Source organism: Oerskovia flava (genome assembly GCF_026163685.1).
GTDB lineage: Bacteria > Actinomycetota > Actinomycetes > Actinomycetales > Cellulomonadaceae > Oerskovia_A > Oerskovia_A flava.
In genome coordinates this window covers 943,317-966,555 of record NZ_JAOXSR010000001.1, presented here as the reverse complement: position 1 = coordinate 966,555, position 23,239 = coordinate 943,317, and the positions used below count along the sequence as shown (strand labels likewise).

Genomic DNA, 23,239 nt, shown 5'->3' with positions numbered 1-23,239 from the left:
GGCCCTCAGCGCTCGGTGACGGGGACGTAGTCCCGCTCGGTGGCGCCCGTGTAGATCTGGCGCGGGCGCCCGATCTTGGTCTGCGGGTCCTTCATCATCTCGCGCCACTGGGCGATCCAGCCCGGCATACGCCCGAGAGCGAACAGCGGGGTGAACATCGCCGGCGAGAAGCCCATGGCCTTGTAGATGAGCCCGGTGTAGAAATCGACGTTGGGGTACAGCTTGCGCTCGATGAAGTAGTCGTCGTTGAGCGCGATCTCCTCGAGGCCCATGGCGATGTCGAGGAGCTCGTCCTTCTTGCCCAGCGTCGACAGCACGGCGTCGGCGCTCTTCTTGACGATCGCGGCGCGCGGGTCGTAGTTCTTGTAGACCCGGTGGCCGAAGCCCATGAGCCGGACGCCGTCCTCCTTGTTCTTCACCTTCTTCATGAAGGTGTCGACGTCGTACTCGGCGCCGGCGATCTTGTCGAGCATCGACAGCACGGCCTCGTTGGCGCCGCCGTGGAGCGGGCCGGAGAGGGCGTTGACGCCTGCGGCGACCGACGAGTAGAGGTTCGCGTGGCTCGAGCCGACGATGCGCACGGTCGACGTGGAGCAGTTCTGCTCGTGGTCGGCGTGGAGGATGAGGAGCTTGTCGAGGGCGTCGACCACCGTGGGGTCCGCCTCGTACTGCTGGTACGGGGTGGCGAACGTCATGCGCAGGAAGTCGTCGACGTACCCGCGCGAGTAGTCCGGGTACAGCAGCGGCTCGCCCACCGCGCGGCGGTGCAGGTAGGACGTGATGGTCCGCGTCTTCGCGAGCAGGAGGACCGTCGCGAGCTCGATCGTGTCGTCGTCGAACGGGTCGAGCGACTCGGGGTAGAACGTCGACAGGGCGTTGATCGCCGACGACAGCACGGCCATCGGGTGGCCGTTGCGGGGGAACGTCCCCATGAACGTGCGGAAGTCCTCGTGGACGAGCGTGTGACGGTTGACCCGCTCCACGAAGGCGTCGAGGGTCGGGGCATCCGGGAGCTCGCCGTGGATGAGCAGGTACGCGACCTCCAGGAAGCTGGAGTCCGAGGCGAGCTGCTCGATCGGGTACCCGCGGTAGCGCAGGATCCCCGCGTCGCCGTCGATGTAGGTGATCTCCGACGAGCACGAGGCGGTGTTCATGAAGCCCGGGTCGACCGTCACCATGCCGGTGGACTTGAGCAAGGAGGACACGACGATCCCGTCGTTGCCCTCGCTCGCCGGGACGACGGGCAGGTCCTGGGCCGCGTCGTCGACGACCAGCTGCACCGTCGGCTGCTGTGTGGTGGTCATGGTTTCCTTCCTGCACGCTGCTCGGACGCTGATCCCGCGAGGGTCGCGCGAGCGCGGATCGTCGGTGTCGCAGCGATGGCCACGTGCACCCCTGGGGCCTCCTGGTCGTGGCCGTGCGTCGAGGACAGCCATGGCCTGGATTGACGGTACCCCGCCTCAGGCTCACGTGACCAATCCGGTACGGTCACGAAACCGTCACGTACCTGTGATGCGGATCACATCAGGAGGTATCCCGGGGTGATGGGTCGACGGCAGGCGATCGACCGCGGGCGTCGCGACCGCCGCGCCGCGCCTCAGCGCGCCGCCAGGCGGTCCGCCGCCTCCTGCACACGCTCGTCGGTGGCCGTCACCGACACCCGCACGTGCACCGCGCCGGCCGCCCCGTAGAACGCCCCCGGCCCCACGAGGATGCCGAGGTCGGCCAGGTCGGACACCGTCCGCCAGCAGTCCTGCTCCCCGCCTGCCGGGCGGCACCAGAGGTAGAGGCCGCCCTGCGAGGAGTCCACCACGAGACCCGCGGCCTCGAGCGCCGGGAGCAGCACCTCACGCCGTCGCCGGTACGTCTCGCGCTGGGCCACGACGTGCGCGTCGTCGTCGAGGGCCGCGGTCATCGCCGCCTGCACCGGGCCGGGCACGATCATGCCCAGGTGCTTGCGCGTCGCCAACAGGTCCGCGACGAGCACCGGGTCGCCCGCCACGAACGCCGCACGGTACCCCGCGAGGTTCGACTGCTTCGAGAGCGAGTACGCGGCCAGGAGCCCGTCGTGCGAGCCACCGCACACCGCCGGGTCGAGGACGCTCGGCACACCCTCGGCGAACGGCTCGGCCCAGCCGAGCTCGGCGTAGCACTCGTCGCTCGCCACGACTGCGCCGATCTCCCGCGCGGCGGCGACCACCCGCGCGAGCTGCGGCGCGGTGAGGACCTCGCCCGTCGGGTTCCCCGGCGAGTTCACCCAGACCAGCCGGACGTCGCCGCGCCCGGCCCACTCCTCGACATCGTCCGTCGCCAGCGGGGTCGCGCCCGCCAGGCGCGCACCGACGTCGTACGTCGGGTACGCCGTCCGGGGGTGCACGACGACATCCCCCGGCCCCAGGCGCAGCAGCGACGGCAGCAGCCCCACCAGCTCCTTGGAGCCGATCGTCGGCAGGACCGCCTCGGGGTCGAGCCCCGGTACGCCGCGGCGACGCGCGAACCACGATGCGACCGCCGTACGCAGGGCCAGGGTCCCGTGCGTCGTCGGATACCCGTGGGAGTCCCCCGCGGACGCGAGCGCGTCGCGCACGACCGCCGGTGTCGGGTCGACGGGCGTCCCGATCGACAGGTCGACCAGCCCGCGCGGGTGCGCGCGGGCACGCTGCGCGAACGGCGCGAGGGAGTCCCAGGGGTAGGACAGCGAGGAGAGGTCGGCGAAGCCCATCCGCGAGGCCGTCAGGCCTGCGGCGGGAGCTCGGCGATCATCGGGTCGTCCTTCTCGATGAGGCCCAGCTTGGCCGCGCCGCCGGGCGAGCCGAGGTCGTTGAAGAACTCGACGTTCGCCCGGTAGTAGTCGTTCCACTCCTCGGGGACGTCGTCCTCGTAGTAGATGGCCTCGACCGGGCAGACCGGTTCGCACGCCCCGCAGTCCACGCACTCGTCCGGGTGGATATACAGCGACCGCTTGCCCTCGTAGATGCAGTCCACGGGACACTCCTCGATGCACGCCTTGTCCTTGACATCGACGCACGGCTGAGCGATCACGTAAGTCACGGGAAGGATCCCTTTCGGTGGAGCACGGTCTTGAGCGTCTAGTATCGCTCAGGACGGGTGGTCCCGGGCCACCACCGACCACTGAGCGGACACGAGGAACTGTGAACTCCCCGACACCCCCCTCTTCGCCGCCCGGGGATCCGGCCCCGTCCGGGTCTGCCTGGACCACGTGGCGGCCGGGCGTGCGGGTCGCCGTCCGGCGTCGTCTGAGCGACGCGGACGCGCACGCGTCGGGGAAGCTCCACACCGACCACATCGGGATCGTCCTCGAGGTCACGCCCGCCCACCTCGTCCTGCGCCCCGACGCCGGCGGGGACCACCGTGACGGCCCCGTGCCCGACGTCGTGATCCTCGCCCAGGACGTCGTCGCGGGGCGGATCGTGCCGCCCCGACCGCCGCGCCGGATCCCGCCCCACCCCGTGCGCTGAACGTCAGTGCACGACGAGCCGTTCGCCCGCCTCGTCGACGCCCACGACCGGTCTGCCGGCCGCTCCGAGCGAGGTGAGGGTGTCCCGCCACCCCGGCTCGCCGAGGGTGACCGAGGCGCGCGGGTGCACGTCACGGCTGTCGCCGCTCGTGCGCAGGGCCTGCGCGCGGTCGAAGAACTCCGCGGTCGAGGCGTTGGACTCGAGCGCGGCCACGAGCGCCTCGAGATCACGCAGCACGACCCGTAGCGCCGACGCCACCCACGGTGCGTTCTCCGTGACCATCGCCTCGGTCCGGCGTGGGTCGGTCCGACCGACGCGGGTGCCGTCCCGGAAGCTCCCGGCCGCGAGCGCGACCGCGACGTCGCTGATCGGTGCGGTGGCCACAAGGTTGAGCAGCTGCGTCGCGAGGACGTGCGGCACGTGGCTCACGAGCGCGGCCGCCTCGTCGTGCACGTCGTCGGTGAGGACGTACGCCGTTCCGCCGAGCGGACCGGTCACCAGCCGGAGCACCGTCGCCAGGTGGTCGGGGCAGGTGTCCTCGTCGAGCGTCACGGCCCACCGGGCACCGACCAGCAGGTCCGGGTCGGAGGCGGCGAACCCGGAGTGCTCGGTCCCGGCCATGGGGTGGGCGCCGACGTAGCGGTCACCGAGCCCGGCACCCGCGACCGCCGAACGCACCGCCGCCTTGACGCTGCCCACGTCCGTGACGACCGCCGTCGCGGGCAGGTACCGCGCCACCTCGTGCGCGGTCGCGCGCATGGCGCGCAGCGGCACGGCCAGCACGACGACCTGCGGCGCGGCGGCGCACAGCTCGTCGATCCCCGAGGCCACGCGGACCCCGGCCGCGGTGGCCTGCGCGCAGGTCACCGCCGAGGCGTCGTACCCCCGTACGTCCACGCCCTGCTCGGCGAGCGCCCGCGCCAACGAGCCGCCGATGAGGCCGAGGCCGACGACGGCGACCTGCTCGGTGGAGGTCAGTCCCACAGCAACCCCCCGGAGGTCAGGTCGGCCGTGGTCCGGTCGTCGACGCTGCCCACGGGCACGTGCATCGCGTCCAGGGCGTCGTCCAGCTCGCCCCGCGCCGGGAAGACACCGAGCGTCTTGACCCAGTCCCCTGCCCCGAGGAGGTCCTCGAGGACCGCACGCACCGTGGTGTCCCACGGCGCCGCGTCCGCGGTGAGGACGAAGACGTACTTGCCCTCCTGCGCCTTGAGCGGCCGGGTGATGAGGCTCGACAGGTTGACGCCGCCGGTGCCGAACGCGTGCACGATGCGCGCCAGGACGCCCGGACCCGTCGTCTTCGGGGTGATCGCGAGCATGGTGCGCCACCGGGCGCCGTCCGAGCGCGACCCGGGGAGCAGCGCACGCGCCACGTCGCGCCGCGCGAGCGTGAGGAACCGTGTCCTCGCGCCGTGGAAGTCCTCGACCGCACGCGCCGTCGTCTCGAGCCCGTAGAGCTCACCGCAGATCGTGGGGCCGAGCGCGACCTGGTGCGGGGCGGCGTCGCGGCACGCGGCGGCGTTCGAGGCCGCCGGGACGGGCGTCAGCCCGCTGCGGCGGACGAACTCCTGACACTGGGCGAGGCCGTGCGGGTGCGCGGTGATCTCGGTGAGCTCGGTGCGGTCGGGCCGCACGAAGGCGTCGAACGTCACGTCGAGCACGGTCTCGTCGACGGCGACGACGTCCGCGGAACCGAGGAGTGCGTCCAGGGACGGCACCACGTACCCCTCGACGGTGCTCTCGATCGCCACCACCCCACGTTCCGCGTCGCCCCGGGAGACGGCCGCGGAGACCTCCGTGACTGTCGGCAGCGCCACCAGGTCGTGCCCGCCGGCACCCGTCGCACGGGACCAGCGCAGCGCGGCCTGGTGTGTGAACGTGCCCTCGGGACCGAGGTACGCGACCCGGCTCACGCGTCCACGGACCTCGTCGACCACTGCGGGACGATCGCCTCAGGACCAGGGACGAAGTCCTCGCCCGCCATCACGGCGAGCACCCGGTGGGCGACCCCTCGCTCGTCGAACTCTCCCGTGAGCCTGTCCAGGACGGCCGAGTCCGGGCACGTGAACGACGAGAAGAAGATGTGCGGCCCGGCCTGCGACCGGTGGCTGCGCAGGTGCTGCATGTCGATGCCGGCGTCGGCGATCACGGTGAGCGTCTGCTGCAGCGAGCCGCGGTGGTCGTCGTGCGGCCCGAACGCGAGCCAGACCTGCGACGGCCCGTCGAAGCGCGGGGCCGCGGCCCGGGCCTGGACGAGTCCGTACCAGACCGGCGGCCCCTCGCTCAGCCGCTCGCTCCCGGGGAGCTCGACGTACCCGGCGGGGACGTTCTGCCGCTCGAGCACGAGCGTGCCGCCCTGCCCGGCGATCGCCACCCGCTCCTCGATGGTCGTGCGGGTCGGCACGAGCCGTGGGCTCGCACCCATCGTCCGCAGGACGTGGCGCCGGTCCCGCATCCCGGCCTCGTCGACGACGACACTGCCCGTGGCGTCCGTCGAGCGCCCGACCCAGACCCACTGCGCGGGCACCGCGACGGCGGACGTGATGACCAGCCGGGGAGGCGCGGCGAGCAGGGCTCGCTCGAGGTCGTGCGACGGCTGCGCCGGGTGACCGACGTGCACGACCGCGGCGAGGTCCTCGATGTTGGCGACGGTCGCGAGCGTGGCCGACGTCGAGCCGAGGTCGAGCGGCGGCCCACCCGCCGGCCCGCTCCCCGCGCTCCCCGCGGTCGACCATCCCGCGAGGGTGGCGGCGAGCTCCGCCTGCGCCCCCGACTCACGTTCGCTGCGTCCGAGCATCGACCCGCCTTCAACCTCGGCTGCGCACGCGCAGCATCGTTTCCGATCGTCCGTCCGTCCGCTCCTGCGTCCGGCCGGTCAGTCTAGTCGGCGCTCCCCGTCGGCACGGGTGCCGTCGCGCGCAGCGCACCGCTGTGCCTCATTCGCAGCGCACCGCGTTGTCCGGCTTGTACCGCCACGAGTCGGCCTCGTCCTTGACGAGCTCGCCGTCCAGGTACACCTTGCGGTACGTCGTGATCGCGAACCCGGGGTTGCCCATGGGCTGCGGTACGCAGTCCGGACCCGAGTGGGTCACGGTCGTCGGCTGGACGACCTCCTGCTGGCCGCTCGACGTCGTCTCCACCACGAAGTGCTTGGTGCTCCAGACCGCGACGTGCAGCTCACCGCCGCCGACCCAGGACTGCAGGAGCACGCCGTACGGGGTGTCGTTGGCGAACTTCATGTCGATCGAGCCGACGAAGATCGTCGCCTCCCGCCCGGCCGGGTAGCGGCTGAACCAGTAGCTGTGCTGGCGGTGCTCGACGTCCTCGAGCCCCGCGAAGAAGCCCGCGTTGTACGCCGTGGTCGCCATCTGGGACAGGCCTCCGCCCACACCCTCGACGTGCCGGCCGTCCTGGACGATCCCCGCCGAGAAGTAGCCGCCGGCGGCCGTGATCGGGGAGAGCGTGTCGATGAGGGAGAACGTCTCACCAGGCAGGACGAGGGTGCCGTTCACCTTGCTCGCCCCGACCCGCAGGTTCTCCGTCCGGGTCGCGTCGCTGGTGACGGGCGTGGAGAACTCCGAGATCTTCTCGACCACACCGAGCTCCTCGAGCGCCTCGATCGACTGCTGCGGGTCGCTCTCGACGAGTTCGACCGACGCCTCGCGCTCCTCGCTGACCGCGGCGGCCTCCACCGACTCCGCCAGAGCGGCAGGGTCGATGGTGGTCCCGGGCTCCCCGCCACGGATCACCGGCGACCCGTCGACGAACTCGAACCGTGCGTCGTCCGCGGACGTCAGCAGGTCCGTGGTCCGCGAGACGACGGCGTCGGTGAGCATGTCGGGGTCGAACGTCAGCGCGAGCCCGCCACCCTCCGGGGTGAACGACGCGGCCTCCGCGAGGACGTCGACCGGCAGGTCCGGGTTCTGTCCTCCGACAGCCACCGACACGGGCGCAGAGACCACCTGGCGGCCGACCTCGAGCGCGGCGTCCGTCGTGGCCTGGGTGATGTCGGGCTCGCGCGATTCCACCGGCAGCTCGATCGGCTCGGACGTCGTGAGCCAGGCGGTCGCTATCTGGTCGGCCGCCTCAGCAGTGACCAGCACGGAACCGTCCTTGGCGGGAGTCGCGACCGGCTCGCCGTCCGTGAAGACGACGCTCCCGTCGACCGGCTCCACGTTGAGGCTCGCCTCGAGCGACTCGACCTGCGCGGAGAGCGCGGCGTCGTCGACGTCGACGACCGGTGCGATGTCCTGCCCGCCGAACAGGTGCTCCCAGAGACGGACGGGGTTCATCGAGAACGCTGTCAGCCCGTCGACGGTCTCCTCGACGTCGAGCGCGAGCCCGGCCTCGGCCGGGTCGAACGACGTCGACGCACCGCCAGCCTGGACGGCGACGGGTTCCGCGGCGCGTGCCGAGAGCCCTTGCTCCAGCGTGGTGACAGCTTCCCCGTGGTCGAGCCCACCGATCTCGACACCGGCGACCCGTGTGTCCTGCGGCACCCGGTCGGAGAAGAACCACTGAGCCCCGGTGTAGAGACCGCCGACGACGAGGACACCGACCCCTGTCCACATCAGCGCCGTACGCCACGGGTGGCGCGGTGAGTCGTCGCCGAAGTCCTCGAGGAGAGCACGCTCCGGCCCGTCCGGCCCGACCGGTTCGAAGGCGGTCGCCAGGGGCGTCCGCACGGGCGCTGCCGCGGGCGCCGGCTGGTCCGCTCCCGCACCCGTCGGGGTGAACAGCGAGGGACGGACGACCACCGGTGGCAGGGACTTCGTCTCCGCGGACGCGGCGTTCTCGGTGACGGCCTTCTCGGTCGCGGTGGCAGCGTCCTCAGCGGCGGCCACCGGCGCCTCCGGCGACGCGATGCCCGCTCCGGTCGGAAGGAACGGTCGCAGAGGCTGAGTCTGGCCCGTCGGTCGGGCACGCCGACTCGTCGGGGTCGCGGTCTCCTCGCTCGGCGCACCCTCGTCCGGCGCGCTGTCGTCCGGCGCGCTCTCGACCGATGTGCCGTCGTCGGCCGCCGCGGTGGAGACCTCGTCGGACGCCGGAGCGTCACCGGGCCCGTCCGCCGAGGATCTGCCGCGACCCAGCTCGACGGACGTGGTCGGCTCGTCCGACAACGCCACCGCCTCACCGCCGGCCGATGTGGTGCCGCCGGCAGCGTCGGCGGACGACGTGCCGTCGAACGCGAAGAGGCGGGGAACGTACGGTTCCTCGTCCTCGTCCATGAACGACACCCGCCGGTCGGCACCACCCGACGCCTGCGCCGTCGCCGCCTCGGCGGCAGTTGCTGCAGGCCCGGGGTCCGCAGTACCGGGGGCCGCAGCACCAGAGTCCGCAGAACCGGGGTCTTCAGAACTGAGGGCTCCGGCACCAGGAGCCTCGTCGGCGACGGGGGGCGATGCCTCAGAGGCCTTCACGGCGGGCACGACCACAGGAGCTGCTCCGTCGTCGCCGACGGCCGCTCCGTCGGCCTGTGCAGCGTCCGGCGACGACGTCTCCGCCGCACCGGAGACCTCGACTGAACCAGCGGTCTCGACTGAACCAGGGGTCTCGACTGAACCAGGGGCGTCAGTGCCCTCGGCCTCGGCGACGGTCTCCGGCTCCGACGTTGCAGGCTCGAGCACCGGCTTCTCGCCCGGCTCGGCGTCGGCGGACGGAGCCTCGGGCTCTGGGGTCGAGTCCACGGCGTCCGGGGTCACGGCGTCCGGGGTCACGGCGTCCAGGGCTTCAGCGCTCAGGGCCTCAGCGTCAGCGGTGGCGGGCGCTGCGTCCGCGGGCGCCGACTCTGCGGGCGCGGCGACAGGCTCCTCGTCGGTCTCGTCCGCGGTCGACGGCTGCTCAGCCGTTTCCTGCTCGCCGGCGAAGGACTCCTCGACCTCGGCACCGTCGGCGGGCACGTCGCCGTCAGGCACGGTGTCGACGGGCACGTCGCCGTCGAGATCCGCGGGAGCCGCTGCGTCGTCGACCGTCGGGGCACCCGCCGTGTCGGCGCCGGTCGGCTCTGTACCGGTCGGCTCTGTACCGGTCGGCTCTGTACCGGTCGACTCCTCAGCGGGCGGCTCGGCAGCAGGCGACTCGGCAGCAGGCGACTCGGCAACGGGCGACTCGGCAACGGGCTCGACGGCGTCGTCGCCCCCGACGACCGCAGGGTCGGCCGCATCGGCTGGCTCCGCAGAGTCCGCCGGCTCCACGGCGGCCGTGGGCTCAGCCGGTGTCACCGGCTCGCCGGGCTCCTCCGGATCGTTCAGTGTCTCGTCGGTGCCGGGCTGCTCGCCCGGGTCCTCGTCGTGCTCGCTCGGGACATGAGCGTTCCCTCGCTCGGTCGGCAGACCCATCGACAATCTCCGTGACGGACGGGCCCACGGGTGATCCCGCGGGCGCAAGGGTGGTGCGGTGTCTCCGCACGGGTAATTCTATGCGTGCGTTCCGAATTGCCCGGCTCGTGTCTCAGGTGCCGACGCGAAGGGTTCGGCGCCGCCCTCCCACGTCCGTGCGCGGCGGGCCGGCTGATCGGCGAACCACCGGCGAGGCAGGAACGCCACGACCGCCACCACGAGCAGACCGCCGTAGATCCAGACGTACCCGATCGGCTCGTCCGGGACGAGGACGTCGCCGCCAGGCCCTTCGAGGGAGAGGATCTGCACGGCGACGACCCACCCGAGGCCGTATCCGAGCAGACCGCCGTACCCGGTCCACGCCCGGGCGAGAATGCCGGTGCTCGCGGTCGCGAGGAGGCACAGGACCAGCGCGATCGGCAGGTCCACGTCCAGCACGACGGCGCGGTGCATGACCGTGCCGACGACTCCGACGAGCACGCCGAGCAGCAGGCAACCGACGACGCGCCCGATACCGCGGGCCCCCAGTGTGTTCACCGGGTCAACGGTACTGCGGGTCACTGGAGGTTTCCTGCGTGCGCGGCGGACGCGGTGTGCGCACCACGTAGTACTCGTGTGCACCGATCGGCGCGAGCACGTCGTTGCTCAAGGCGTACCAGCCGATGATCATGCCCTCGTCCTCCCGCCCGTCGAGCGGTCCGTCCTGCGACCCGGGGCCCTCGAGGTCCGGCGTCGAGCAGGTGGCGTGCTGCACCTGGGTGGCGTGGGCGCGCATCGCGGCGACGACGGCACCGGCGACCGGCCCCACGTCGACACGAACGACGTCCCCGAGCTGCTCGGCCGGGACGACGAGGGGCGGCAGGACGCCGTCGAGGTCGGGGAGCGTGAGGTACGGGACCGACCTGAGCAGCTCACGGACCTCGGTCGAGGCGGCCAGACGACGGCGCACGACCCGCGCGACGTCGTCGGGCAGCACGGCGTGCCACAGCTCGGGCAGGTCGTCCCCCGCCTCCGCGAGGAGCTGCAGCGCCCGAGAGGTCACCTCGCTGGTCCGTACGTGGTCGGGGTGGCCGTATCCCCCGCCCGGCTCGTAGGTCACCACGACCCGGGGGCGCCGGGACCGGACGACCGCCGCGAGGCGCGCCGCCGCCTCGTCGAGGGGCACGGCGACGAACGCGCCCGGTGGCAGACTCGCGGCGGCCACCGAACGAGCGATGCCCGGCGCCGCCCACGCCATCCCCGAGTCCGTGTACCGCGCGGAGTCCTGCACTGAATCCTGTGCAGGGTCTGGCACGGTGTCCAGGAACACGTGGTCGCGCACGCCCAGGTGCGCGAGCGCGCCGGCGAGCTCGGTCTCGCGGTGGGCCGCCAGCGCCGGGCCGTCGCCCTCGAGCGTGGCGAGCCCCGCCGTCGGGCTACCAGGACGGGCGATGACCTCGCCTTCCTCGCCCCGCGTGCACGTGACGACCGTGACCGGCTCGCCGGTCGCGGCCCACGTCGCGAGCAGGGCACCCGTGGCAAGGGTCTCGTCGTCGGGGTGAGCGTGGACGGCCAGCAGCCCCCCGCGCGCCGGGTCGTTCACCGGGTCAGGCGCGCTTGGCCCGAGCGGTCGCGCGTGCGCGCTCCGTGTGGTCGAGGAGGACCTTGCGGATGCGCACGACCTCCGGCGTCACCTCGACGCACTCGTCCTCACGGGCGAACTCGAGCGACTCCTCGAGCGTGAGCTTCTTCGGCGGGGTGAGGTTCTCGAACGTGTCGCTGGAAGCAGCGCGCATGTTCGTGAGCTTCTTCTCCTTGGTGATGTTGACGTCCATGTCCTCGGCGCGCGAGTTCTCGCCGACGATCATGCCCTCGTAGACCTCCTGCGTGGGGTCGACGAAGAAGGAGCCACGCTCCTGGAGGTTGATCATCGCGAAGGGGGTCACGACGCCCGAACGGTCGGCGACGAGCGAACCGTTCACGCGCGTCTCGATGGGGCCGGCCCACGGCTCGTAGCCCTCCGAGATCGAGGACGCGATGCCCGTGCCGCGGGTGTCGGTGAGGAACCGGGTGCGGAAGCCGATGAGCCCGCGCGCCGGGACCATGAACTCCATGCGGACCCAGCCGGTACCGTGGTTCGCCATGGTCTCCATACGGCCCTTGCGCTGCGCGAGGAGCTGGGTGACGCTGCCGAGGTACTCCTCGGGCACGTCGATCGTCATGCGCTCCATCGGCTCGTGGGTCTTGCCGTCGATCGTCTTCGTGACGACCTGGGGCTTGCCGACGGTGAGCTCGAAGCCCTCGCGACGCATCTGCTCGACGAGGATCGCGAGCGCGAGCTCACCACGACCCTGGACCTCCCAGGCGTCGGGGCGCTGGGTCGGCAGGACCCGCAGCGAGACGTTGCCGACGAGCTCGGCGTCGAGACGGTCCTTGACCTGACGGGCGGTGACCTTGTGGCCCTTGCCGCCCTTGCCCGCCAGCGGCGAGGTGTTGATACCGATGGTCATGGAGATCGCGGGGTCGTCGACCGTGATGAGCGGCAGCGGGCGCGGGTTCTCGGGGTCCGTGAGGGTCTCGCCGATGGTGATGTCGGCGATGCCGGCGACGGCGACGATGTCACCCGGTGCCGCGGAGTCCGTGGGGACGCGGTCGAGCGCCTTGGTCTCGAGCAGCTCGGTGATCTTCACGTTCTGCAGGGTGCCGTCCTGGCGCGCCCAGGCGACGGTCTGCCCCTTGATGAGGGTGCCGTTGAAGATCCGCAGGAGCGCGAGGCGACCGAGGAACGGCGACGCATCGAGGTTGGTGACGTGGGCCTGGAGCGGCGCGCCCTCCTCGTACGTCGGGGCGGGGATCTTCTCGAGGATGGTCGAGAAGAGCGGCTCGAGGTCCTCGCTCGCGGGCAGCTGGCCGTCGCCCGGCTGCTCGAGCGACGCGCGGCCGGCGCGCGCCGCCGCGTAGACGACGGGGACGTCGAGGATCGCGTCGAGGTCGAGGTCGGGGACCTCGTCCGCGAGGTCGCTCGCGAGGCCGAGCAGGAGGTCGGTCGCCTCGGCGACGACCTCGGTGATGCGTGAGTCGGGCCGGTCGACCTTGTTCACGACGAGGATCACGGGCAGCTTCGCGGCGAGCGCCTTGCGCAGCACGAACCGGGTCTGCGGGAGGGGGCCCTCGGAGGCGTCGACGAGGAGGACGACACCGTCGACCATCGACAGGCCGCGCTCGACCTCACCACCGAAGTCGGCGTGCCCGGGGGTGTCGATGACGTTGATCGTGATGCCGCCCGGCTCCCCGACCGCCGCGGCCGCGGGGCCCGCGTAGCGCACCGCGGTGTTCTTCGCGAGGATCGTGATGCCCTTCTCGCGCTCGAGGTCGCCCGAGTCCATCACCCGCTCGCCGGCGGCCTCGGCGGCCCCGTGCGCGGTGAACGCACCGGACTGGTGCAGCATGGCGTCCACGAGGGTGGTCTTGCCGTGGTCGACGTGGGCGACGATCGCCACGTTGCGCAGGTCGGAGCGCACAGACATTGTCAGAACTCATTTCGGGTGGGGAGCAGCGACGGAGGTTCCGCCCCGGGGGCTTGCGGCCGCACGAGGCGGCCTGCACACCGGCGCCGTCGACCGAGCGTCGGCCGAGCGTCGGCTATCTTACCGGTTGACCGCTCCCGCGGTACCACGGAGTGCGTCACACGTCGCTGCTCGGCCCCGCTGCGGCCGTCCCGACGTCGCTCCCCCGACCCCTCCCGGACGGGTCACTCGTCGTCGCGGGCGTCCCTCTCGAGGTTGCGCACCCATCTCGGCAGGCGCGAGCGCGGGACCGGCGCAGCCGTGCGCCGTCGCGCCGCGCGGGTGTCGCCGGTGCCGTTCGTGTCCCAGATCTCGCCGTACTCCTCCGTGAGGCTCTCGGTGACCTGCTCGGTGACGGAGTCCGCCAGCAGCGCGCGGGCGCGACGGCGTTCGGCGCGCAGGATGGCGTTGTGCTCGACCCGGAACGAGCGCACCGTCGAGACGGCCATCCCGATCATCACGACGGAGAACGGCAGGGCGATGAGGATCGCCGCGGTCTGCAAGGCCTGCAGCCCACCGGCGACGAGCAGCGCGATGGCGAGCGCTCCCTCGAGCACCGCCCAGAACACCCGGCTCCATGCGGGCGGGTTGGGGTTGCCTCCCGAGGCGAGCATGTCGACGACGAGGGAGCCGGAGTCCGACGACGTCACGAAGAACAGCGTGATGAGGATGATCGCCAGACCGACCCAGATCGTGCCGCCCGGTAGCGCGCCGATGAGGTTGAAGAGCGCGGTGTTCGTGTCGACCGAGCCGTCCGCCTCCACCAGGTCCCCCGAGCCGAAGATCTGCTCGTACAGGGCGCTGCCGCCCAGGACGGAGAACCACAGGAACGTCACGATCGTCGGGACGAGCAGCGTGCCCATGACGAACTCCCGCACCGTGCGACCACGGGAGATCCGCGCGATGAAGACCCCGACGAACGGTGCCCAGGAGATCCACCAGCCCCAGTAGAACGTGGTCCAGGCCGCCTGCCACGCCTCTCCCGCCTCGCCCTGGAACGCCGAGTTGTCGAACGTCATCTGCAGAACGTTCGTGAGGTAGAAGCCGAGCGACTGCACGAAGTCTCGCAGGAGGAACAGGGTGGGGCCGAGCGCGAGCACCACGAGCAGGAGGAAGCCCGCGAGGACCATGTTGGTGTTCGACAACCACTTGATCCCCTTGGCCAGGCCCGAGACGACCGAGACGGTGGCGACCGCGGTGATGGCGCAGATGAGGATCACCTGCAGGGTCGTGGTCGCCTGGGCGAGACCCGCGTACTCCAGGCCGGCCGAGATCTGCAGGACACCGAGGCCGAGCGAGGTCGCTACCCCGAAGACCGTCCCGATGATCGCGATCACGTCGATCGTGTCCCCGAGGCCACCCTTGACGCGGTCCCCGAGGATCGGCTCGAGCGCCCACCGGATCGAGACGGGTCGCCCCTTGCGGTGGATCGCGTACGCGAGAGCGAGGCCGACGACCACGTAGATCGCCCACGCGTGCACACCCCAGTGCACGTAGCTCTGCGCGATCGCCTGCTGGGCCAGATAGGCGTCGCTCCCCTCGATGCCCGGCTTCGGGCTCGCGAAGTGGTTGAGCGGCTCGGCGACGCCGAAGAACACGAGGCCGATCCCCATCCCCGTCGCGAACAGCATCGCGAACCAGACGGGGAGCCGGAACGCCGGCTTCTCCTCGTCCTTGCCGAGGACGATGTTGCCGAAGCGGCTCACACCCATCCAGATGGCGAAGCCCACGAAGGACGCGACGAGCAGGATGTAGTACCAGCCGAAACCGCCGACGACGTCGGACTGCAGCGTGTTCATCACGGTCTCGACCGTGTCGGTGAACACGATCGTGACGATGACGAAGAGCGCGATGAGCCCCGCGGCCGGGTAGAACACCCGGGGCGCGACGTGCGCACCTCGACGGTCGGCGACCGGCGTACCAGGGAGCGCGGCGGACGGCTGCGCGTGCGCCGGGTGCCCGGTCGGTGCGTCAGACGGCGTTCCAGGTTCGCTCACGATGCTCCTTCGTCGTGCGGGTGCCCTGCTGCGCCCCCTGCCCGTCCACCCTGTCGCAGACCGAGGACCCGGACAACTCGAGCCCTCGGGGCAGCAGGCCCGCTACACGGCAGCAGCGACCGCCCGGCCGTCGTGCAGCTCGAGGACGCGGTCGGCGCGCTGCATGAGGATCGGGTCGTGGGTGGACACGACCGCCGCCACACCGCGCTCGTGCACGAGCGTCCGGATGAGGTCCATGACGACCGCCGCGGTTCCGGAGTCGAGCTGACCGGTCGGTTCGTCGGCGAGCAGGATCTCGGGCTCGGCGACGAGCGCCCGGGCGATACCGACGCGTTGCTGCTGGCCTCCTGACAGCTCGTACGGCCGCTGCTCGCCGTGCTCCGCGAGGCCGACCGTCTCGAGCGCGGCGGCGACCCGACGGGACCGTTCGGCGGGGTCGGTGAGCTGCAGGCGGAGCGGGATCTCGACGTTCTCCGCGGCGGACAGCACGGGGATGAGACCGAACGACTGGAAGATGTAGCCGATGTGCTCGCGCCGCACGGCCAGGACGTCGTCCTCGCGCATCGCTGTGAGCTCACGACCGTCCCCGAGGTGCACCGTCCCGCTCGTCGGCCGGTCGAGGCCGCCGAGGATGTTGAGCAGCGTCGTCTTGCCGGAGCCGGACGGCCCCCGGACCACCAGGAGCTCACCCGGGTGCGCGACCAGGCTGACGTCGGCGAGAGCGTGCACCACGCCCGCCCCGCGCCCGAAGCTGCGGCTCACGCCGTCGGCGCGCAGCCCACCCTCGCGGCGCCGACCCCCCGGGACGCCCGCCCCGATCTCGTCGGTCCGTGCGTGCCTCATCGGTCGTCCCCGTTCGTCTCGTCACGCTGCTCGGCCCGACGCCGGTCGGCCGTCGCGTCGGGCCACACCCCCACGTGGTCCGTCTCGAGCGCGAGCCGCACCCGGTCGCGCAGGTCGAGGCTCGCCACGAAGTCGGGCGGCAGCTGGAGGCGACCGACGCGGTCGACGACGGCGAACTCCTCCGCCACGTGCTGCTCCGCACCGTGCTCGTCGACCTCGGTGCGGCGCAGCGTCTCGGTCGACGTCCGCCCGTCGCGGATCTGCACGGTGCGGCGCACGTGCTCGGAGACCGTCGGGTCGTGCGTGACGATGAGGGTCGTCACGCCGAGCTCGGCGTTCACGCCCCGCATCGCCTCGAGGACCTCGACCGACGTCGCCTCGTCCAGCTCACCGGTCGGCTCGTCCGCGAGCAGCACCCGCGGCGAGCCCGCGACCGCGACGGCGAGCGCCGTGCGCTGCTGCTCACCGCCGGACATCTCGTCCGGTCGGCGGTCGCGGCAGTGGCCCACCGCGAGGAGCTCGAGGAGCTCGTTCACCCGGGCCGCGCGGTGCGAGCGCGAGCGGCCGGTGATCGCGAGGGGCACCGCGACGTTCTCGGCAGCGGTCAGGTAGGGCAGCAGGTTGCGGCTCGTCTGCTGCCACACGAAGCCGACGGTGTACCGCTGGTAGCGCAGCCGTTCCCGGCGTCCCATGGTCAGCAGGTCCGTCCCGGCGACGACGGCGGACCCTCCGGTCGGCCGGTCGAGACCGGACAGGATCGTCAGGAGCGTGGACTTGCCGGATCCCGACGCGCCCACGACCGCGACGAGCTCGCCGGGATCGATGCGGAGGTTCAGTCCCTGGAGCGCCTGGACCTCGACCCCGTCGGTCGAGAAGATGCGCACGAGGTCCTGGCAGAGGATGTCGGGCGTCGTCACGACCCCCGCTCCGGCCTCGGCCGGAGCGGCGTCTCCCGGGACTCCGCGTGGCATCCCGCGAGTGGTCGTCGCCATGTCGTCTCTCACCTCGTCCTGCCTCATCTCTCGTCGCCGCCCCGGAGCTGCGCGGCAAGGTCGGTGCGCCTGCTCAGCGCGGTGGAGATCGCGACCGCCGCGACCACCACCAGGGCGAACCCGCCGGCGACGGCCGCCAGCAGGACGGGGTCGACGGCGATCGCCGGTTGCGCCGCTCCCCCGGTGAACGTCGTCAGGTCGACGGTCGCCAGCACGACGGCGGGGACCGCCACCCCGAGACCCGCGCCCACGGCGAGCGCGACCAACGCCCAGGGCCCGAGCTCCCAGGCGACGAGCCGCTGCGCCTGGCGTCGCGTGAACCCGAGGGTACGCAGCACCGCCATGAGCTGCGCGCGCGCGGGCGCGCCGATCATCTGCGTCATGACCACCGCGACCGCGCACAGCAGGCCCGCCAGGACGATCGCGGCCACGAACAGCCGGTCCAGGCCGGTGGAGACAGGCGACTCGAGGATCGCGGCGGAGAGCTCGGCCGGGCTGGACTGCGCCGCGGTCGGCACGATCTCCCCGACGGCGGCGCTGACCGCCGCGAGGTCGGCACCCGGCTCGAGCGCGACGAGTGCCGTCCGCGGGCGGACGACGCCGAGCGCTTCCTCGGTCAGCGCACGGTCCGCGACGACGAACTCGCGCGGAGTGCGGACCCCGAGCACCGACGCGGTCGTCCCGACCACGTCGACGTCGACGCTCTCGTCGCCGATGAGCCGGACACCGTCGGCGCCCGGTGGGATCCCGAGCGACGACGCGAGCGCGACGGGCAGCGCACCGGCCTCGGCGGTCACGAGGCCGGCCGGAGGTTCCCAGGCTCCCGGCGCGCCGTCCTGCACCCGGCCCAAGGCCGCGACGTCGACCGCGAACAGCGTGACCCGCTGGCCGGAGACCGACTGCCGCAGCAGGTGCTCGCCGGCCTCGGCGACCCGCGCCACCTCCTCGACCCCGTCGATCGCGGCGATCCGCGCGGCGACGTCGTCGTCGAGGATCGGTCCCGTGACGCGCAGGTCTGCTCCCACCTGGGACCACGCCTCCTGCTCGACCGCACCCCGGACCGTCGAGAACATGACGGTCGAGAACGCCGCGACCGAGACGCCCACCACGAGCGCGAGCGCGGGCACGAGGCCACCGGCGGGATCCCGCACGGCACGAGCGGCGCCGAGGAAGGGCACCACCCCCCGTCGTCGTCGGAACAGCGCCTCGAGCGCCCGCACGGGGACCGGGTAGACCCGCAGCGCGACGACGCACGCCGCGAGCGCGAGCAGGAGCGGCGCCGCCGCCAGCAGGGGGTCGACGGAGGTTCCGGCGGTCTCCCCTGTCGTCGCCGGTGCCCCGCGCTGCAGGAGCAGACCGACGGAGAGCGCGGCGAGCACGCAGACACCGACCTCCACCATCCACCGGTACCGGCCACCGACCCGGCCGAGGTCGCTCCGCTCGGCCCGCAGCCCGCGCGCGGAGGTGGCGAGCGCCATGAGCGCGGCGGGGGCCAGCCCGGCGAGCAGCGCGGGGACGACCGGACCGAGCGCGACGGGACCGGGTGTCAGCGCCACACCGATCGCCGTGCCGGCCACCGCGGCCGGCACCCCGAGCGCCAGCCCGTCGAGCGCCATGAGCGCGCGCAGCTGGAGGCCGGAGGCGCCGCGCGCGGAGAGCAGCGCCAACGAGGAACGACGGCGGGCGACCACGAGCCGGGCGCCGAGCGCGAGGACGGCGACCGCGACCCCGAGCGGTCCGGCGGCGACGACGGCCACGACGGCGTTCGTGGTGGCCTGCTGGGACCGCAGGTGCTCGAGGACCGCCGTGAGCTCGGTCGCCATGCGGACGGTGGTGGCGGCGCCGTCGGGGCCCACCGGGTGCCCGGTCGCGGTGAAGCCACGGAGCTGGGCGAGGAGCGCCGGCACCTGGTCACCGGTGACCTCCGCGCCGGAGAGCGGGTACACGGTCCGCGTGGTACCGCCGAGGAACGTTCCGATCTTCGTGATCGTCGCCGGGTCCGGGTAGATCGTGGTGACGGCCGACCGGCCCATGTTGAGGTCGTCCTCGACACCGGGAGCAGCCGAGTACGGGTTGTGCTGCCAGTACGGGTCGTCGGGGTCGAGCGGCGTGTACGTCCCGGTCAGTCGCGCGGCGAGAACCGGACCGAGCGTGATCTCGTCCCCCACGGCCCACCCGAGCACCTCGGCCGCCTCGGCCGAGGTGACGACGTCGACGACCTGGACAGTCGGGTCCGTCGCACCCGAGATCTCGTCGGGGTCCACCGGCGTGACCGGGCCCGGCCAGGCGCCCTCGGTGAGCTGCACGTGGTCGCGCAGATAGACGTCGAGCTTCACCACCGCGCTCGGGAAGCGGACGTCGTTGCCGGGGACCTGCTCGAGGCCGACCTCCTCGCTCACCTGCGAGAACAGCGCCTGCCCCATCGCCGAGCGCAGAGGCTCCGGCTGTGCGCGTCGCAGCTCCTCGAGCCCGTCGACGTACGCCCCCCACGTCGCGTCCACGTCGGCAGGGAGGCCCGTCCTCGCACCCGGTCCCGCAGGCCCTGTCGCCGGGACCCCCTGCTGCACCGCGATGAGGTCGCGCTGGAGCGGGGTCGTCGCCGACAGCTGGTACGCGACCTGGTCGGTCTGGACCGCGGTGAGCGCCCGTGGTGCGGCAGCGAGCACACAGGCGACGACGAGCACGATGGCGGCCACGGCGCTCGACACCGCCCGGTGGGCGCCGAGCTGGCGGCGCGCGAGGTGCCCGGTGCCGAGCCTCATCGGATCTCCTCCCGGTACTCGCTGTCGAGCGCCTGGGCACGCACCCGGGCACCGGTCACCCCGGCCACCAGCACCAGGCCCGCGGCCAGGACCGCGACCCCGGCGGCGACCCCGGCCGGCTGCACCACGAGCGGGGCCGGGAGCACAGCGTCCACGTCGCGCGTCGTCACGAGCGCGAGCAGCGGCACGGTCGCGGTCGCGGTCGCCCAGCCGGCGAGCGCACCGAGGGCCGTCGCCGCACCGGTGACACCGAGGAGCTCGAGCTGGCGGCTGCGTGCCTGACGACGCGGCGGCACCCCGAGCGCCCGCAGGACCATCACCTCGCTGCGCCGGTCGCGCAGCAGGGCGACGACGACCGCGAGCACCCCCGCGAGGGCGAGCAGGACCGCCCCCGCGGACGCCAGCCAGAACGCGTTGCGCACGGGCGTGGCGGCGTCTGCACCCGCCGTCGGCGCGGCGGTGCTGGTCTCGGCCTCCACACCCAGGGACTCGCGGGCGAGGGCGCTCGCGTCCTGGGCGAGCACGTCCACGTCGGCGCCGGGGCTGGCCGCCAGCCACACCTGCTCGGGCTGCGGGACGGTCTGGCGGCTGCGCAGGAGCCGGTCGGTGGTCGAGGGCAGGTCGGCGACCGCCGCGAGCGGCTCGAGCGCGCCCGGGATCGCGTCGACCACGCCCGCCACCGTCACGACCAGCGCGGTCCCGGAGACCGTGACGTCCAGGTCGTCGCCGACCTCGGCCGCGAGCCGTTCGGCGAGCCCTGCCGAGACCACGACGGGCAGCGGCGCCGGCGGCAGCGCCCCGTCGGGCAGGAAGCGGACCCCGAGCACCGCGCCCGGTTCCTCGATGAGGCCGCTGAACCCGAGCTCGCCCACAGGGTCCAGCTCGGCGGCGGCCGTGCTCGACAGGTCGGGTGCCACCTCCCACGGGCCGGACCCTGCGAGGTCGACCTCCGTGGTGCCGTCGGGGGTCCCCGCAGTGACGCCCTCGACCTCGTAGGTGAGGTCGGACGCGAGCCACGGCAAGTCGGCTGCGACGTCGAGGGCCACGATCGTCCACGGCCCCGTGCCGGGCAGCTCGGCGGTGACCTCGTGGGTGCTCGGACGCTCGCCGACGTCCCCGGACCCCGTGCCGCCGTAGTCGAGCGACAGCATGTCGGCCGCCACCAGGTGGAGCGTGCCGTCCTCGCCGCGCAGCCACAGCGTGGTGCGCAGCTCACGGGCACGTTGCGCCTCTTCCCGGAAGAACGCGGAGTCGGCGTACAGCTCCCAGTCGACGGCTGCCGCCGCGCGCACGTCCAGCGTGAGCGACGTGGCGGCCTCGGGGACTGCAGCGCCGGGGAGGGAACCCGGGGCGAGAACGTCCGCCGTCCCAGCGAGGTCCGTGCTCCCGTCCGGGCTGGTCATCACCGCGGGCAGGGAAGCCGCGGCGAGCGCGGTGATCGTCACGGCGTCCTCCCCGACGGCGCCGGGCAGCTTGAGGACGTTGGTCGCGGCGGCCGCGCCGTCGAGCGCCGCGAACGGCTCCGCGGCCGGGACGGACCGGGTCGCGCTCACCGGGCCGCTCGCCGGGAAGGTGATCCGGACGTCGGCGCCGTTGCGCAGCTCGCCCGCGCCCGCCCGCAGCTGTGCGCTCGTCCCCGCGTACGCAGCGGCCAGCACCGTGCTGCCGACCGCGAGCGTGACGAGCACGACCGGGACGACGTATACCGCGAGCCTGCGCGAGACCTGCCGGGCGGCGAGCGGCAGCACCGTCCCCCGTCCTCGGCCGGCGACCCGTTCCGTCGTCGCGGTGACGGGTCCGAGGACCGCCGTGACCACGACCGCGAGCGCGGCCAGGCAGACCGCGGGCGCGAGCACCGCCAGCGGGTCGACGCGCAGGACGCCGTCGACCTCCACGAGAGGTGAGCCGTACCGCCGCAGCTGCCACAGGCACAGCACCCCGGCAGCAGTGGTGAGCAGGACCGTCCCGGCGGCGGCCGCACGACGGGTGCGGCCGGACCGGTCCGTCGCCGTGCGGCGCACGAGCCTCCGGGCCTGCAGCGCCGCGACCGCCGTCAGCGCGGCGACCGCGACGAGCGCGACGACCGCACCCCCGGTCCACGTCGCAGCGACCTGCATGGACGCCCCGGCCGGCAGAACGACCCTCAGCACCCCGAGGGCGACGAGGGTGCCCACGAGCGCGCCGACGCCGACGACCATGGTCGCCTCGGCCGCCGAGGACACCGAGAGCTGACGCACCGAGGCGCCGCGGGCGACGAGCAGGGCGACCTCCGTGGCCCGGGTCTGGGCGAGCAGTCGCGCCACCTGCACCATCGCCACGAGGCTCACGAGCGCCAGCAGCGCCAGGGGGACGAGGGTGACCGCGGCTGCCGCCTGCACCGTGGCACCGGTCACCGCCGCCGTCGTCCCCAGCTCTCCCTGCACCGTCAGTCCACGGACCGCGACCGCGTCGTCGCCGCGCAGCGTCGTGCGCAGGTCCTGCGCGCCTGCGGCGACGGTCGTCAACGCGTCCGGGTCGAGCTCACCAAGCCGTGGGACCAGCGTCCAGCGGACGAAGGGGGCGGTGCCGAGAAGGTCGAGGGTCGCCTCGTCGACGAGGAGCGGTCCGTACAGGGCCTCGTCCACGCCGGTCAGCGCGAGCCGGTCACCGAACCAGGACCCGGCCTCGACGTCGCTCGCTCGCCAGGTCCCTCCCACCACGACGTCGGTCTCGCCGTCCCTGCTCTCGATCGTCAGGACGTCGTCACGCTGCACCCCCAGTGCCTCGGCGGCGCCGGCGTGCAGCACGCCCGTGGGCGCCGTCCCCGACGTCGAGGGCGGGTCGCCGTCGAGGTCGAGGTCAAGGCCGGTCGTGCCTGACGCAGCCGGGTCCACGTCGAGCACGAGCCGGACCGGCTCGGACTCGGCGTCGAGCCGAGCGTCCAGGGGTTCGGTCCGCAGCGTGCGGACGACGTCGAGGGGCACCCCGGGGAAGTGGGCCGCGACGGCCGCCCGGACGCGGGCGTCCTGCTCGAGCGGGTCGGCGGCGAGCCGCGTCTGGACCTGCAGGGCGCGGCCGGTGGGGTCCACGGCGGCGAGCCCGTCACGTGCGGCGGCGACGGACGCGCTCTGGACGTAGCCGACGGTGCCGCCCACGGCCCCCGCGATGCCCGCAGCGAGCAGGAAGATCGTCACGAGCAGCCCGAGCTGCGCGCGTGCCCGCCTCGCGATCAGTCCGCCCCTGCTCACGAGCCCTCCTCGAGCGTCCCGGCGTGCTGTCGGCCCTGAAACCCCTCGCCCTGCCG

Annotated in this window: 16 protein-coding genes; 1 reads left to right on the top strand and 15 read right to left on the bottom strand. The window is 73.1% G+C overall.

The annotated features are described in order from the left end of the window. Window positions 1-5: 5 nt before the first annotated feature. From OHL10_RS04230 to fdxA, 3 genes are all read right to left on the bottom strand, one after another. Window positions 6-1,304 carry a citrate synthase gene (locus OHL10_RS04230; protein ID WP_265520892.1) on the bottom strand — a complete coding sequence of 433 codons (1,299 nt, stop codon included), beginning with the start codon at window positions 1,302-1,304 and terminating at the stop codon, window positions 6-8. Window positions 1,305-1,597: 293 nt separating this feature from the next. After that, entirely contained in the window at window positions 1,598-2,722 is a 1,125-nt protein-coding gene (dapC, locus tag OHL10_RS04225) for a succinyldiaminopimelate transaminase (protein WP_265520891.1), read from the bottom strand. 11 nt (window positions 2,723-2,733) lie between these two features. After that, window positions 2,734-3,051 (bottom strand): ferredoxin, encoded by a 318-nt coding sequence (fdxA, locus tag OHL10_RS04220; protein WP_265520890.1) that lies wholly within the window; start codon window positions 3,049-3,051, stop codon window positions 2,734-2,736. 182 nt (window positions 3,052-3,233) lie between these two features. Between fdxA and OHL10_RS04215 the strand changes: the two genes are divergently transcribed. Further along, window positions 3,234-3,479, top strand: a complete 246-nt coding sequence (locus OHL10_RS04215) for a hypothetical protein (protein WP_265520889.1) — start codon at window positions 3,234-3,236, stop codon at window positions 3,477-3,479. 3 nt (window positions 3,480-3,482) lie between these two features. Here the strand turns inward: OHL10_RS04215 and OHL10_RS04210 are convergent, their stop codons facing one another. The 12 genes from OHL10_RS04210 to OHL10_RS04155 form a co-directional block, all read right to left on the bottom strand. Then, on the bottom strand, window positions 3,483-4,463 hold the full coding sequence (locus tag OHL10_RS04210; protein WP_265520888.1) for a prephenate dehydrogenase: 981 nt from the start codon (window positions 4,461-4,463) through the stop codon (window positions 3,483-3,485). Then, the gene (locus OHL10_RS04205; protein WP_265520887.1) at window positions 4,454-5,392 is read right to left on the bottom strand and encodes a prephenate dehydratase; all 939 of its coding nucleotides are present in this window, start codon (window positions 5,390-5,392) and stop codon (window positions 4,454-4,456) included. The genes OHL10_RS04210 and OHL10_RS04205 overlap by 10 nt, the downstream gene beginning before the upstream one ends. Then, complete coding sequence (locus OHL10_RS04200) at window positions 5,389-6,276, bottom strand: ACT domain-containing protein (RefSeq protein ID WP_265520886.1); 888 nt, start codon at window positions 6,274-6,276, stop codon at window positions 5,389-5,391. The genes OHL10_RS04205 and OHL10_RS04200 overlap by 4 nt, the downstream gene beginning before the upstream one ends. A 139-nt stretch (window positions 6,277-6,415) precedes the next feature. Beyond that, entirely contained in the window at window positions 6,416-9,817 is a 3,402-nt protein-coding gene (locus tag OHL10_RS04195; RefSeq protein WP_265520885.1) for a VanW family protein, read from the bottom strand. Between the two features lie 78 nt (window positions 9,818-9,895). Then, window positions 9,896-10,354, bottom strand: a complete 459-nt coding sequence (locus OHL10_RS04190) for a DUF6113 family protein (protein ID WP_265520884.1) — start codon at window positions 10,352-10,354, stop codon at window positions 9,896-9,898. Window positions 10,355-10,358: 4 nt separating this feature from the next. Beyond that, window positions 10,359-11,399 (bottom strand): PIG-L family deacetylase, encoded by a 1,041-nt coding sequence (locus tag OHL10_RS04185; RefSeq protein WP_265520883.1) that lies wholly within the window; start codon window positions 11,397-11,399, stop codon window positions 10,359-10,361. Window positions 11,400-11,403: 4 nt separating this feature from the next. Next, window positions 11,404-13,323, bottom strand: a complete 1,920-nt coding sequence (typA, locus tag OHL10_RS04180; protein ID WP_265520882.1) for a translational GTPase TypA — start codon at window positions 13,321-13,323, stop codon at window positions 11,404-11,406. Window positions 13,324-13,547: 224 nt separating this feature from the next. Further along, the gene (locus OHL10_RS04175) at window positions 13,548-15,359 is read right to left on the bottom strand and encodes a BCCT family transporter (RefSeq protein ID WP_425498938.1); all 1,812 of its coding nucleotides are present in this window, start codon (window positions 15,357-15,359) and stop codon (window positions 13,548-13,550) included. Window positions 15,360-15,461: 102 nt separating this feature from the next. Next, window positions 15,462-16,202 carry an ABC transporter ATP-binding protein gene (locus tag OHL10_RS04170; RefSeq protein ID WP_265520881.1) on the bottom strand — a complete coding sequence of 247 codons (741 nt, stop codon included), beginning with the start codon at window positions 16,200-16,202 and terminating at the stop codon, window positions 15,462-15,464. Continuing rightward, window positions 16,199-17,194 carry an ABC transporter ATP-binding protein gene (locus OHL10_RS04165; protein WP_265520880.1) on the bottom strand — a complete coding sequence of 332 codons (996 nt, stop codon included), beginning with the start codon at window positions 17,192-17,194 and terminating at the stop codon, window positions 16,199-16,201. Before OHL10_RS04165 ends, OHL10_RS04170 begins: the two co-directional genes overlap by 4 nt. A gap of 23 nt (window positions 17,195-17,217) precedes the next feature. Further along, entirely contained in the window at window positions 17,218-19,956 is a 2,739-nt protein-coding gene (locus tag OHL10_RS04160) for an ABC transporter permease (protein WP_265520879.1), read from the bottom strand. Then, the gene (locus tag OHL10_RS04155; protein WP_265520878.1) at window positions 19,953-23,183 is read right to left on the bottom strand and encodes an FtsX-like permease family protein; all 3,231 of its coding nucleotides are present in this window, start codon (window positions 23,181-23,183) and stop codon (window positions 19,953-19,955) included. Before OHL10_RS04155 ends, OHL10_RS04160 begins: the two co-directional genes overlap by 4 nt. Window positions 23,184-23,239 lie beyond the last annotated feature (56 nt).